This window comes from Bacillus sp. GbtcB14 (assembly GCF_019091205.1).
Taxonomy (GTDB): domain Bacteria; phylum Bacillota; class Bacilli; order Bacillales; family Bacillaceae_G; genus Bacillus_A; species Bacillus_A cereus_AG.
In genome coordinates this window covers 631,218-644,491 of record NZ_JAGXJT010000002.1, presented here as the reverse complement: position 1 = coordinate 644,491, position 13,274 = coordinate 631,218, and the positions used below count along the sequence as shown (strand labels likewise).

Sequence of the window (13,274 nt, the reverse complement as noted above, 5' to 3'; positions counted from 1 at the left end):
TAATAATGATTTAAATGTCTAGATAAGGGGATGGAATATGCTTGAATTGGAAATTAGGGTGGAACGTCTTAAGGAAGAACAAATAGGCGATATTGTAGCATTATCTTCTTATATTGGGTGGGATTATAACAGAGAAGAAATTGAGACTATTTTTGATTCAGGTATCGTATATGGTGCGTGGAATGAGAGGGAGAGCCTAATTGCTAGCGCGGCAATAATATTATATGGGGAGAAATTAGCGTCTATCGGAATGGTCATTGTACATCCAGATTATAAGGGGAGAGGGATTGGAAAGGCGATAACGAATTCATGTATTAAGAGCGTATCGGTTCAAACTCCCATTATGCTTATTGCTACGGATGAGGGAAAGCCTCTATATGAAAAATTAGGATTTAGAGTAGTAAGCTATGTTTCTAAATACATATGTAACTCGTACAATGTGAATGATTATTGTGTAGGAAATGAAGATTATATGATGAATTATGAAGAGTGTGATTTAGAAGAAATAATAAAATTGGATGAGTGTGCGTTTGGAACAAATAGAGAAGAGTTTTTAACGAAAAGAATGATGCAAAGTGAACAGTGCATCGTTGTAAAGGACAAGGAACAAAATGTATTAGGTTATGGTTTAAGTATACAAACACCAGAAAATAAAATAATAGGACCAGTCGTTGCAAGAGATGATGCGATGGCAATGAGGATTGTACATTATTTAGCAAGAGGGCATCATGGTAAATTAAGAATGGATGTACCAGAAGGAAAGAAAGATTTTGTGAAAGAATTAGAGATTACTGGTTTTCAAAAGGTGAATACACCACCAATTATGATGAAAAATAGCGATAAATTATTAAAAAGGAGTAATGAACTGTATAGCATTGCAGCACAAATTTTTGGATGAAAAAGAATCCTTCTGAATGAAGGATTCTTTTTATTAATCACGGTATTGATCATGAATAGGTTGAAAAAGGTCTTCCTCGACATCTCTAACAACTGAAAAATGATCAACATTATAATGACCATGTAGAGTTTTATTATGATGACCAATGATTTGCTCTGCAGATAATACGTTAGAATCAGTTGTGGAATGACCGTTTTTAATTAATGTAACGTCAAATCCTTGTACAGTCGCCGTTCTAACAGCGGTATCGATACAATGTTCTGTTTTACATCCACCGATAACGATATGGCTAATTTTTTCTTCTTTTAAAAGTTCGAGTAAAGAGGTGCCATAGAATGCGTTTGTTGCTGCTTTATTAATAAGGATTGCAGACTTAGGTACTTTAATTTGATTATGTACTTCAAATCCTTCTCCGCTGCCAGAAGCAACATCGATATCCCTTATGAAAACAATAAGGGCATTTGAATCTATTGCTTTCTGTACGGCTGTATTTAGTGTAGATAATAATTCGATTTTACGAAACACTTCATTTTCTTGTTCATTTCCATCCATTAATTCTTGCTGCGCATCGATAATTAATAGTGCCTGTTTCATCGTGTCTCCCCTTTAATATGAAATAAGTTCCACTGTACATATTCCGCTATATTGATAGGAAATCCTTCATTGCAAGCGAAGTAGACGATAGATTTACAAAGTTGTCAAATAAATTTCATTCTCTTAGCGTGTAAAAACATGTATGATAGGAGATGGAGAATTTTTGAGTAGGTGGGAATAACATGCAAACAGTAGAGGATTATCTTTCATTCTTACATACGAAAGGATTTAAATTATCAGAGGAAGCACAAGGGTTTATCATGTTCGGACAAGGATATACTGGTGCATCTGATGGAATTGTGAACGCGGCAATAGAAGCGACAATTAAACATCAATTACAGTTCGATGGGAGTTATTTTGTTGCGTTATTAGAACGATTGAAAGAAGAAGATATTACAGATAAAAAAAGCGCTAAGGCTTTTATGCGGAAGTTACAAGCGTAACTTCACGCAGCCTGCGCTTCTTTTTTGGTTTTGGAAGGTAATTCAACAAAAACCATGCCTAGGAAAATACATAGGCATCCGATAATAGCAGAAACAGAAAGTTGTTCGTTTGCAACGAGAACGCCTGTTAAGGCAGCAAAAACGGGTTCCATTGCGAAAATAATTGCTACTCTCGTTGGAGACGTATGTTTTTGTGCGGATGTTTGAATGAAAAAAGCAATGGATGTCGCGAATAGGGAAGTTAGAAATAGAGCAAATAAAAAGGAAGAATTTGTCCATAGTGATACTGAAAATAATTTTTCCCAATCTTCAAACAAAAAGGCACAAATAGAAGAAAACATCCCGACAGCTAATACTTGCGACGTGCTTAACAATAAAGGTGATATTTTCTTAGAGAAGAAGCCGTTAACAAGAATATGAGCAGCGAAAGCAACTGCACAACCGAGAACGAGTATATCTCCAATATTTAATTGAAAAGAATCACCAGCTGTTAATAAGTATAGACCCGCTGTTGCTACAGCAATGCCAATTACGATAAAAATGGTAGCTTTTTGCTTTAAAAAGATAAAAGACAAAATTGGTACCATAACGATACTAAGCCCCGTTAAGAAACCAGCTTTTGAAGAAGTTGTATAAAGTAAGCCGAATGTTTGTAATACATAGCCAACGCATAAAAAGAATCCAACGATTAATCCAGCGAGACTACTCTGTTTTATATCTTGTTTTGAAGTTTTTTTTGAGAAAATCATTTGAACGAATAATAAAATAATTCCAGCGAATAAAAAGCGAATACCATTAAAAGTAAATGGACCAACGAAAGACATAGCATTTTGAACGACGACAAATGTAGCTCCCCAAATAAAAGAGACAAATAATAAAGCAAGAGGAGCAATCCAATCTTTTTTCACACTCATACCCCCGTTAATTTTGTAAGATAGCTTTTCTAGCTAATTCATCAGCGACTTTATTTTGACTACTTGGAATCCACTTAATAAAAAAGAGATCAAAACTTTTTATGTACTGCAGTGCTTCCTCTAATAGTGGTGCAAACATTTTATTTTTTGCGTATTCTTTTTCAACAGCTCGCTCGACAAGTTGCGAATCTGTACGAAAAGAGACAATGTTATAATTATGCTCCGTGCAATATTTTAATGCCGCAAGTAAAGCGTGGTATTCTGCTTCATGATTGGACATTGTCCCAAGGGGCAATGATAATTGTACAGCTGGTTGCACCCCTTTAATAAATACGCCTGCACCAGAAGGACCAGGATTTCCTTTTGATGCACCATCAATATATACTTCAATCAAAATGAGAAACCTCCAAATGATAAGATGATCCCCTACTTATATATTTCTTTGAAGTAGGGGATAGGGTACTTAGCCGATTGTAATACTATAACGACATGTAAATGTTTCATTCGCTTGTAAAGATTGAATTCCTTTTTTTTCCTTGAAATCTTTTGCTGGATTTACTTCATCAGCAATTCCGTACCAAGGTTCAATACATAAGAAAGGTGCGTTCTCACCTGGTGTCCATACGCCGACAAATGGGAACCCATCAAATTCTACCTTTACAAATTTATTATGTTTATGAGAACGAATAGAGATTTCATCCGTATTCATATTTTCAAAAATAAGTGCATCATTTTTGAATAAATCGTATGTAAGTGGCAATTCATTCGTATTTTCAGCGATTAATTGCTTTTTACTAGAAAGGTAAGGTCCTTCTAATACACTTGTTTCTAAGCGTTCAGAACCATTAAATGATAAATGGTAATCTGTAAATGATTCACCCTCTAATAACGGGAAGTTGAATCCAGGATGCGCCCCGATTGAGAAGAACATCTCTTTTGAAGTAGGGTTATTCACTTCATATGTTACATGAACGATTTGTCCGTCTAGCTCATAAGAAACAAGTAACTCAAATTCGTATGGGTATTTTTTTAATGTTTCTTCATTACTAGTTACAATATAAGTGATTTTCGTTTCACTTTGTTCTTTTACAGAGAATGTAAGATCACGAGCAAAGCCGTGTTGTGTTAAAGAATAAGGTTTACCATCTACGTAGTATGTATCATTTACTAATCGGCCGACAATTGGGAACAAAATTGGTGCGCGGCGCCCCCAATAAGTAGAATCGCCTTGCCATAAGTATTCAGTGTTGTCTTCTTTTAAGCGAACGCTTTGTAATTCTGCACCTTTGTCAGAAATGGAAACGATCACTTTTTCATTTTGAATTGTTGCAGTCATGAAGTAAAACCTCCTAAATCTTTCATATATTTCATTATACGTTGTCTAAAAGAAAAAAGGTAGTTCATGATAGGAATCTATTGACGAAAGGGGGGCTACCGCGTAAAATATAATCTTGTTGCTTAAAAAACGAATAACGTGGTTCGAAACCATCCCACGTAAAAAAACTAAGGAGATTTTGTCATGAATATTAGAACTTTAGTCGGTAATGGTATTTTAGCGGCATTATATATTGCTGTTTCTATGCTTATTCAGCCATTTGGCTTTACGAGTGTACAGTTTCGTATTTCAGAGATGTTTAATCATCTCGTTGTATTTAATAAGAAAGCAATTTACGGAATTGTATTAGGTGTATTTTTAACGAATCTCTTTTTCTCACCTATGATCGCTTACGATTTAGTATTTGGAGTAGGGCAATCTATTCTTGCATTAGTTGCGACGATTATTTCTATGCGATTTATTAAAGGTGTTTGGGCTCGTATGGTTTTTAATACAGTTATTTTTACAATTACAATGTTTATGATTGCAATTGAACTTCATCTTGCATTTGATCTACCATTTATGTGGACTTGGTTAACATGTGCAGCGGGTGAATTCGTTGTAATGGCGATTGGTATGCCTGTAATGTACTGGATTAATAAACGAGTACAATTTGAAAGATTTATGTAATAGATAAAAGAGCTATTCCTATAGGGATAGCTCTTTTTGTATGGAGTCAAATTGAATATAATACTGTGACTCTTGATACAATATAATAAAATAAAGTGAGGCTTTCATTAGCTGGCTACATATAAGAAGTCTTATATAAGGGGAATCTAGTATGAAATATAAAATCCATTGGTTGTATAAAACGAAGCGCGGTTTGCAGACGGAATTAACGACAGGTTATATGAACATAGAAGATGTATTGCAATTTGCAGAGGATTTCGAGAAAACAGGAAGAGTGAAAGAACTATCATTTTATGATGAAATGGATGCAGAATGGTCATTAAAGGAAATGAAAAAGCTGAGTAAACAAATAGAAGAAGAGCCTCAAGAAATACTCGTTTATTTTGATGGTGGTTATGATGTACAGACGAAAGAAGCTGGAGTAGGTATATGTGTATACTATAAAAAGGGAAATACAAAATACCGAATTCGCCGTAATGCATATATTGAAGGTATATATGATAATAATGAAGCAGAATATGCATCATTATTATACGGCATGAATATACTCGAGGAATTAGGGATTAAGTATGAAGCAGTTACACTTCGCGGTGATTCTCAAGTTGTACTGCAGCAATTGGCCGGGGAATGGCCTTGTTATGATGAACATTTAAATCATTATTTAGACCAAATTGAACAAAAAGCGAAGCAAATGAAATTAAAACTTGTATGTGAGCCGATATCTAGAAAACAAAATAAAGAAGCACATCAATTAGCAACGCAAGCATTAGAAGGAAAAGTCATTGATAGTCATAAAGAAATAACCGAATAGAGAGGTGCAACGGTGGATAAAAAGCAACTCATTACAGAGGTAAATGACTTATTAGAAACATATTGTGAAGGGTGTTTTTTACGAGAACATAATCGAAAGACAAATAGTAAATATTATGCTCATTCTTTTTGTATTAGGCAATGTACAGTTGGAGAAACATTGAAAAAGTATGGAGAACAGTTGTCATGAAAAAAACATCCAGAGAAAATTCTCTGGATGTTTTTTAGTGTCTTGCTTCGTTTAGTTGATGCTCGCATTTACTTAATTTCTTTTCCTCATTCATTAAAAATGGCTCATCTAAATCTGTCGCAACAGATTTCATAATTTCAAGCTGAGAGCGAGCGGCTTCTACGGCAGTAGTCGCATGCTCTAATGTATCTGGATCCATTGAAATTGTCGCTGACCCTACCATTTTTTGTGCTGTTTCTACACGGAATTTCACTTCTTCAAAATCATTTACTTCTGATCCCATTATTACTTCCTCCTTTGTATATTGCGCATTTCACATAGTTTTTGCTCTGTAAAACGGAAATATACAAAGGAATAACAAAGGAGGTTACCAAGTAAGGTAACCTCCTATTATATGTTGGATTAAAGTTTTACTACGTTAGCAGCTTGAGGTCCGCGGTTTCCTTCAGTAATATCGAAAGATACTTCTTGACCTTCTTCTAAAGCTTTATAGCCGTCACCTTGAATAGCAGAGAAATGTACGAATACATCGTCAGCGCCTTCCATTTCGATAAATCCAAAACCTTTTTCGTTGTTAAACCATTTTACTTTTCCTTGCATGTTACAATTCCTCCTAAAAACATTTGCTTTTTTCATTTAGTGAAATTCATTTGAAAGATAATATAAACTAAAAATGCTATAATCTTGAATATTCTGCTAAATGATTAATTTAAATATACACGAATTGGTAGAAATTAGTCAAGTAAGCGGTTTTATTTTTTTTATTTTTAAATAATTTTCCAGCCGAATTTTTAAATTGGTATAGGACAGGCCGAGTATGTAATATTCTTAATTGAATGCTATACATAATGAGGTGAAAGAAAGAATGAATGAGTCTTATTTATTAGATAATGAAGGAATGAGAACGAGAACTGACATACCAAATTGGGTTACAAAAGAATTTCAAAATTTTTCGAGTGTTGTGCTAGAACCAACTTTCCCGTGTTATTTCGGCTTAACAGCTTTGAAAAAGAATGAACTTCGTTATTCATTTCTCTCTCATAATGATTGGAGTCATTTGCCACATACAATGTTATCTTTTTTAGAGTTAATGAAAGAGCGCCCAATTGTAAGAAGAGGATTCTTTCTTTTTGTGGAACCGGAATGTGAAGAGCAATCACTGGAATATTATCGTGATTACTTTTGGAAAGTACTACAATATTTACATGAAAAAGATGACCAAACATGGCCGAAGCAAATTCCTGAAGACCCAGACCATTACTTATGGGAATTTTCATTTGGTGGTGAACCAATATTCGCATTTGGAAATGCGCCAGCTTATAAACAACGAAAAACTAGGCATTTAGGAAGTTCTCTCGTTATTGGGTTTCAACCACGCACCATCTTTGATGGATTAGAAGGGGATCGTCCTAAAGGAGCATATTCAAGACAAACGGTCCGAGATCGAGTTGAAAAGTGGGATCAGCTTCCGAAACATCCTAACATTAGTCATTATGGTGATCCAGATCATCGTGAATGGAAACAATACTTCATAGGAGACGATGTAGAGCCGATAAAAGGAAAATGTCCTTTTCTTCATAAGTTAGAAAAGTAAGAGCCATCATCTAGATGGCTCTTTTGCATATTTTGGATAAAAAAGGGTATTTTAGTAGTAAATATTTTGATGAAAGCTAGTCTATTTTTAATTATTACATCATTACTTAATAGTAAAGGAAGTAGAAAGGATAGAGCGATGTTTGGAGCGATTATACAACAAATTGTATTAGGTATTTCATTAGCTGCACCAGTAGGTCCGATTAATATTGAAATGTTAAAACGAGGAATTGAACGAGGTTTTTGGCATGCGTGGGTTGTTGGAATTGGTGGAATGACTGCAGATATTTTGTTTATGCTTCTCATCTACTTCGGTTTATCTTCTGTGTTTATGTATACATATGTACAAGCTTTTATGTATTGCACAGGTTTTTTCTTATTATTTTATTTAGGATTTCAAAGTGTAAAACAAGGAATTTCCCACTCGAATATGGAATATAAAAAGGAAGAGGTAGGTGGTCTTAAACAATCGTTTATGGCAGGTTTTTTAATTGCGATATCCAATCCATTAAATCTTGTTTTTTGGTTTGGTATATACGGAAGTACACTTAGCTCATTGCTTACGAAGGTAACGAAACAAGAAGCCTTTTTGTACAGTCTGTGTATTATCGTTGGCATTATTTTATGGAATTTAAATATTGCTTTTTCTGTCCATTTTGGCAGAACTTTATTAAAGCCAAAAGCACTTGGCTATATAACAGCCGGAGCAGGGATTATTTTAGTAGGATATTCTATCCATTTTGCATACAAAGCTTTACAGTTGTTCACATAAGATTGAAGGGGAGATTTTTATGTATCGAACCACTATTGACGGAAAAGAAATTATTATTACGTTGGCACCAAAAATCCGAAAAGAAATTACTGATAGGAATCCACTATATGAAGCGGTATTTCATAATGCAGCAAGATTACTACAAACAAAGCAACCAACGTTTGCGCTGAATCATGAAATATTTGGGCTCATTATTGGAGAGGTACAAAGAGGAGAAGTAACAGTGTTTGCGGTGGAACATATTATTCCAAAACAAAATATATTTGGATCGAACAATTTTTTCTCGACAATAGAGCAGCAGGCAAATTTGTAAAGTGAATAGAATAAGAATAAAAAATAAAAGAAATAGTCGTAACGATATGTTGCGGCTGTTTTTTTAGAAAAGGGGGAAGGAAGATGAAGAGGGTGGGGAAAGAGTTCTTTTTACAACATGATATCGTTATTATGTATAGTATTTTATTTATTTTCATCATTATTTTAAAAATGCAATTATTCACATGGATTGGTATGTTAGCGTGTTTATTTGGGATTGCTCTTTATACGCTTAACGAATATATGACACATCGATTTTTATTCCATTTAAAGCCACCTAAAAACGTATTTTTATTAAAAATGTTAAGAAGATTACATTATGATCATCATGTATATCCAGATGATTTAAAACTATTGTTTTTGCCTGTATGGTTTAGTATACCTAGCTTTACTATATATTTACTTATAGCATATGGTATAACGAAAAGTGTTACTATTACACTTTCATTCGGAATTGGAATGATTATCATGCTTCTCGTTTATGAATGGAAACATTATATTGCACATAAGCCGATTCGTCCGTTCACTAAGTTTGGACGATGGCTCAAAAAACAGCACATATTACACCATTATAAAAATGAAAAGTTTTGGTTTGGTGTTTCCAATCCAGTATTCGATTTCCTATTTGGAACGCTTAAAGACGGAAAAGACGTTGAATTAAGCGAAACAGCACGTAATTTAGAAAAAGAGAAAAAAACAGAAGTGGTGCGATAAGCACTACTTTTTGTTTTGTTTTAACGAGAATAAAAGCTCGATTGGTACGGGTTGAAAAGCAAAAATTTTATGTTGAAAAAATATATTAAAAACTTGGGGGAAATTGCCGAAAAATGTCTATCGAAAAATCTTTGCAGGAATGTATGGATTGTCTAAAATGAAAATAAGTTTCTGAATATTTATAAAATTTAGCCTTTAGGTATGCAAGGGGGAATTGTATTTTCAGTAAGAGAGGGGAATGGGAATGAAAAGAGATGATACGTCAGCACGTAAGTTACAAAATGAGGTGAATTATACAGAGGTTGTTCAGTCAGAAGAGTTTCAATTGCTATTAAATACGAAAAAGAAGTTTATCGTTCCGATGAGTATTTTCTTTTTAAGCTTTTTTATTGCATTACCTATTTTAACATCGTATTCAAAGGTGCTCAATACACCGGCATTTGGTGATGTTACGTGGGCGTGGGTATTTGCGTTTGCACAATTTATTATGACATGGGCTTTATGTATGATTTATAGCAAAAAAGCTGAATCCTTTGATAAAATCTCACAAAACATTCTACAAGATATGCAAAAAGGGAGGGGCTAACTTTGAATATAACCGCTTTTTCATTATTTTTAATCATCGTTCTTGGTACACTCGTCATAACTTATTTTGCATCGAAGAAAACGAAAAATGCGAGTGAGTTTTATACAGCTGGAGGGGGATTAACTGGTTGGCAAAATGGTCTGGCCATTGCGGGAGATTACATGTCTGCTGCGTCTTTTCTTGGTATAGCCGGAGCGATCGCATTAACTGGGTTTGATGGGTTCTTTTATAGTATCGGTTTTTTAGTTGCTTATTTAGTTGTTCTATACCTTGTTGCAGAACCGCTTAGAAATTTAGGGAAGTACACGTTAGCGGATATGATTGCAGCGCGTTTTGATGCGAAAAAAGTTCGCGGTGTTGCAGCGCTTAATACGATGACGATTTCGATTTTTTATATGATTGCACAATTAGTTGGTGCGGGTGCACTTATTAAATTATTATTAGGGATCGAATATACGACATCCGTTTTAATCGTTGGTACATTAATGACAGTATACGTTATTTTTGGCGGAATGACTGCGACGAGCTGGGTGCAAATTGTTAAGGCTGTATTACTTATGGCTGGTACGTTTATTATTTCTGTTATCGTTTTCTCCAAATTTAATTTCAGTGTGACTGAAATGTTCGCTCAAATGAAAACTGCTACTCCATTAAAAGATTCGTTTTTAAATCCAGGAGTAAAGTATAAGGATGGTCTTGATACACTTTCTTTAAATTTAGGACTAGTTCTTGGTACAGCTGGATTACCACATATTCTTGTCCGCTTTTTTACAGTGCGTGATGCAAAAACAGCACGTCAATCTGTTGTATACGCTACGTGGTTAATTGGCGCATTTTATATTATGACAATTTTCTTAGGATTTGGGGCAGCGGCATTTGTAGGGAATGAGGCAATTATGAAAGCAAACCCTGCTGGTAATATGGCAGCACCTTTATTAGCTAAAGCGTTAGGTGGAGATTTCTTATTTGCTTTCGTATCAGCCATTGCCTTTGCAACGATTTTAGCTGTAGTGGCAGGTCTTGTATTAACGGCAGCATCAGCATTTGCACATGATTTTTATAATGAGATTATTCGTAAAGGAAAATCAACGGAAAAAGAGCAAGTGTCAATGGCTCGCTATGCGTCTATTGGAGTAGCGGTATTATCCATTATACTAGCGTTATTTGCTCAAACATTGAACGTAGCATTTTTAGTTTCATTAGCATTTGCAGTTGCAGCGAGTGCAAATCTACCAGTTATATTATTCACAATATATTGGAAGCGCTTCAATACAACAGGTGCCATTTCGGGTATGGTTGTTGGTCTTGTATCAGCAATTGTTCTCGTAGCGTTAAGCCCGAATGTTTGGAACCCTGTAGCTGGAAAAGCTATATTTGTTGGAGAAGCGATATTCCCATATACGACACCTGGAATTATTTCAATCCCGCTCGGATTCCTTGCAGCATATTTAGGAACCATTTTATCTAGTAAGAAAGAAGATGCAGCGAAATTTGATGAAATTCTCGTGAAATCTAATACCGGTCATGGCATTAGCGATGCGTCTTCGCATTAAATAAAAGAAGAGCTTTTCGATAGATAAGAAAAGCTCTTTTTTCTTTTGTCATTTTCTTGTAAATATTACTGTATTGTTAGTAGGATTTTGTCTTAATTTTGTGGAATGAAAATAGTAGGGAGAAATTTAAATCATCATGGTACCAGCGCAGCTTTTGTGAAAAATAAGTTGTTATGGAAGGTGGAAGAAATGATGAAAACGAAACAGACTGATGAATTATTAGCAAAAGATGAGCAATATGTTTGGCACGGAATGCGTCCCTTTAGTCCAAATAGTACAATGGTAGGGGCAAAAGCAGAAGGGTGCTGGGTTGAAGATATAGAAGGGAAAAGATATTTAGATGGTATGAGTGGTCTTTGGTGCGTGAATAGTGGATATGGAAGAAAAGAACTCGCAGAGGCGGCATATAAGCAATTACAAACATTATCATACTTTCCGATGTCACAATCGCATGAACCAGCTATAAAGCTTGCAGAAAAATTAAATGAGTGGCTTGGAGGGGAGTATGTTATTTTCTTCTCTAATAGTGGCTCGGAAGCGAACGAAACGGCTTTTAAAATAGCAAGGCAATACTATGCTCAAAAAGGTGAACCGCATCGTTATAAGTTTATGTCACGTTACCGTGGGTATCATGGAAATACAATGGCAACGATGGCAGCGACGGGACAAGCACAGCGTAGATATCAATATGAGCCATTTGCTTCAGGATTTCTACATGTAACGCCTCCAGATTGTTATCGTATGCCTGGAATAGAAAGCGAGAATATTTATGATGTAGAATGTGTAAAAGAAGTAGATCGCGTTATGACATGGGAATTAAGTGAAACGATTGCAGCTTTTATTATGGAACCAATTATTACGGGCGGAGGCATTTTAATGCCGCCACAAGACTATATGAAAGCTATTCATGAAACGTGTCAAAAACACGGTGCACTTCTCATTAGCGATGAAGTGATTTGCGGTTTCGGACGTACAGGAAAAGCATTTGGATTTATGAATTATGACGTTCAGCCAGATATTATTACGATGGCAAAAGGGATTACGAGCGCATATTTACCATTATCAGCGACAGCTGTGAAAAAAGAAATATATGAAGCATTTAAAGGGAAGGGAGAATATGAATTCTTCCGTCATATTAATACATTTGGTGGAAATCCTGCAGCTTGTGCATTAGCGCTTAAAAACTTAGAGATTATGGAAAATGAAAATTTAATTGAGCGATCTGCACAAATGGGCTCGCTTTTATTAGAGCAATTAAAAGAAGAAATTGGAGAGCATCCACTTGTTGGGAATATTAGAGGGAAAGGTCTACTAGTTGGAATTGAACTAGTAAATGATAAAGAGACGAAAGAGCCAATTGATAACGACAAAATTGCAAGTGTTGTAAATGCTTGTAAAGAAAAAGGTTTAATTATTGGACGAAACGGTATGACAACAGCAGGATATAATAACGTTTTAACATTAGCACCACCGCTTGTTATTTCAAGTGAAGAAATTGCTTTTGTTGTTGGAACGTTGAAGACAGCGATGGAACGCATTTAATGAATCGAGCGAGCTGTAGATTACAGCTCGCTTTTGTTTAGTAGGAGGAGTTTTTTATGGAGAAATATGATCCTAATCAACATTATCACATCGGATATTATGAAGATGGATATGATTTAGAAGTGACGGCGTACAAAAGAATAAATGAACCGGTTTGGGATGCTTATATTCCGCACTACGAGGCAGGTGATTTTTATAAGAAAGTGGAGGAAATGAAGTTAGGTGAATATATCGATGATTATGGAATTATGGTGTATTCATTTCGTAATGATGTTGATGATGAAGAAGCACGAACTATTTTTGAAAACTGGTTAAAAACGAATGGAATTGTTTAAAGATAAAATAAAA

The 13,274-nt window shown here is 35.0% G+C and carries 19 protein-coding genes and 1 riboswitch; of the genes, 13 read left to right on the top strand and 6 right to left on the bottom strand.

The genetic code is table 11. From position 1 onward, the window contains the following. Positions 1–37 precede the first annotated feature (37 nt). Positions 38–898: a GNAT family N-acetyltransferase gene (locus tag KVT31_RS08270; protein WP_088095824.1), complete on the top strand. Its 861-nt coding sequence runs from the start codon at positions 38–40 to the stop codon at positions 896–898. 33 nt (positions 899–931) lie between these two features. Here the strand turns inward: KVT31_RS08270 and KVT31_RS08265 are convergent, their stop codons facing one another. Continuing rightward, positions 932–1,492 carry a cysteine hydrolase family protein gene (locus tag KVT31_RS08265; RefSeq protein ID WP_088095825.1) on the bottom strand — a complete coding sequence of 187 codons (561 nt, stop codon included), beginning with the start codon at positions 1,490–1,492 and terminating at the stop codon, positions 932–934. A 182-nt stretch (positions 1,493–1,674) separates the two neighbouring features. Here KVT31_RS08265 and KVT31_RS08260 point away from each other — a divergent pair, with 182 nt between their 5' ends. Next, positions 1,675–1,935, top strand: coding sequence for a DUF6123 family protein (locus KVT31_RS08260; protein WP_088095826.1), 261 nt, complete (start codon positions 1,675–1,677; stop codon positions 1,933–1,935). Between the two features lie 2 nt (positions 1,936–1,937). Here KVT31_RS08260 and KVT31_RS08255 read toward each other — a convergent pair whose 3' ends face one another. The 3 genes from KVT31_RS08255 to KVT31_RS08245 all read right to left on the bottom strand — a co-directional run bounded on the left by KVT31_RS08255 (position 1,938) and on the right by KVT31_RS08245 (position 4,185). Beyond that, a complete protein-coding gene (locus KVT31_RS08255) occupies positions 1,938–2,843 on the bottom strand; it encodes a DMT family transporter (protein WP_140392406.1) in 906 nt (301 codons plus the stop codon). A gap of 13 nt (positions 2,844–2,856) precedes the next feature. Then, positions 2,857–3,243 (bottom strand): reverse transcriptase-like protein, encoded by a 387-nt coding sequence (locus KVT31_RS08250; protein ID WP_000573873.1) that lies wholly within the window; start codon positions 3,241–3,243, stop codon positions 2,857–2,859. Between the two features lie 69 nt (positions 3,244–3,312). Further along, positions 3,313–4,185 carry an aldose 1-epimerase family protein gene (locus KVT31_RS08245; protein WP_088095828.1) on the bottom strand — a complete coding sequence of 291 codons (873 nt, stop codon included), beginning with the start codon at positions 4,183–4,185 and terminating at the stop codon, positions 3,313–3,315. Positions 4,186–4,317: 132 nt separating this feature from the next. Beyond that, positions 4,318–4,362, top strand: a riboswitch (PreQ1 riboswitch). 6 nt (positions 4,363–4,368) lie between these two features. Between KVT31_RS08245 and KVT31_RS08240 the strand changes: the two genes are divergently transcribed. The 3 genes from KVT31_RS08240 (at position 4,369) to KVT31_RS08230 (ending at position 5,854) form a co-directional block, all read left to right on the top strand. Then, positions 4,369–4,854, top strand: a complete 486-nt coding sequence (locus tag KVT31_RS08240) for a QueT transporter family protein (protein WP_088095829.1) — start codon at positions 4,369–4,371, stop codon at positions 4,852–4,854. 151 nt (positions 4,855–5,005) lie between these two features. Continuing rightward, the gene (locus KVT31_RS08235) at positions 5,006–5,665 is read left to right on the top strand and encodes a ribonuclease H family protein (RefSeq protein WP_088095830.1); all 660 of its coding nucleotides are present in this window, start codon (positions 5,006–5,008) and stop codon (positions 5,663–5,665) included. Between the two features lie 12 nt (positions 5,666–5,677). Continuing rightward, entirely contained in the window at positions 5,678–5,854 is a 177-nt protein-coding gene (locus KVT31_RS08230) for a zinc-finger domain-containing protein (protein WP_000358801.1), read from the top strand. 34 nt (positions 5,855–5,888) lie between these two features. Here KVT31_RS08230 and KVT31_RS08225 read toward each other — a convergent pair whose 3' ends face one another. Together KVT31_RS08225 and cspB are read right to left on the bottom strand one after the other, a co-directional pair. Then, positions 5,889–6,137 (bottom strand): DUF2564 family protein, encoded by a 249-nt coding sequence (locus KVT31_RS08225; RefSeq protein ID WP_000534395.1) that lies wholly within the window; start codon positions 6,135–6,137, stop codon positions 5,889–5,891. Between the two features lie 119 nt (positions 6,138–6,256). Then, positions 6,257–6,454: a cold shock-like protein CspB gene (cspB, locus tag KVT31_RS08220; RefSeq protein WP_001161731.1), complete on the bottom strand. Its 198-nt coding sequence runs from the start codon at positions 6,452–6,454 to the stop codon at positions 6,257–6,259. A 265-nt stretch (positions 6,455–6,719) separates the two neighbouring features. Here cspB and KVT31_RS08215 point away from each other — a divergent pair, with 265 nt between their 5' ends. From KVT31_RS08215 to KVT31_RS08180, 8 genes are all read left to right on the top strand, one after another. After that, positions 6,720–7,448, top strand: coding sequence for a YqcI/YcgG family protein (locus tag KVT31_RS08215; RefSeq protein WP_088095831.1), 729 nt, complete (start codon positions 6,720–6,722; stop codon positions 7,446–7,448). A gap of 138 nt (positions 7,449–7,586) precedes the next feature. Beyond that, positions 7,587–8,219: a LysE family transporter gene (locus KVT31_RS08210; RefSeq protein WP_088096206.1), complete on the top strand. Its 633-nt coding sequence runs from the start codon at positions 7,587–7,589 to the stop codon at positions 8,217–8,219. A gap of 19 nt (positions 8,220–8,238) precedes the next feature. Next, positions 8,239–8,532: a hypothetical protein gene (locus KVT31_RS08205; RefSeq protein ID WP_000286360.1), complete on the top strand. Its 294-nt coding sequence runs from the start codon at positions 8,239–8,241 to the stop codon at positions 8,530–8,532. 83 nt (positions 8,533–8,615) lie between these two features. After that, positions 8,616–9,245, top strand: a complete 630-nt coding sequence (locus KVT31_RS08200; protein ID WP_088095832.1) for a sterol desaturase family protein — start codon at positions 8,616–8,618, stop codon at positions 9,243–9,245. Positions 9,246–9,489: 244 nt separating this feature from the next. After that, positions 9,490–9,831 carry a DUF485 domain-containing protein gene (locus tag KVT31_RS08195; protein ID WP_088095833.1) on the top strand — a complete coding sequence of 114 codons (342 nt, stop codon included), beginning with the start codon at positions 9,490–9,492 and terminating at the stop codon, positions 9,829–9,831. A gap of 2 nt (positions 9,832–9,833) precedes the next feature. Then, positions 9,834–11,384 carry a solute symporter family protein gene (locus tag KVT31_RS08190; protein ID WP_088095834.1) on the top strand — a complete coding sequence of 517 codons (1,551 nt, stop codon included), beginning with the start codon at positions 9,834–9,836 and terminating at the stop codon, positions 11,382–11,384. Between the two features lie 192 nt (positions 11,385–11,576). Then, a complete protein-coding gene (locus KVT31_RS08185) occupies positions 11,577–12,926 on the top strand; it encodes an aspartate aminotransferase family protein (protein ID WP_140392407.1) in 1,350 nt (449 codons plus the stop codon). 56 nt (positions 12,927–12,982) lie between these two features. Further along, on the top strand, positions 12,983–13,261 hold the full coding sequence (locus tag KVT31_RS08180) for a DUF3986 family protein (protein ID WP_088095836.1): 279 nt from the start codon (positions 12,983–12,985) through the stop codon (positions 13,259–13,261). Positions 13,262–13,274: the final 13 nt, after the last annotated feature.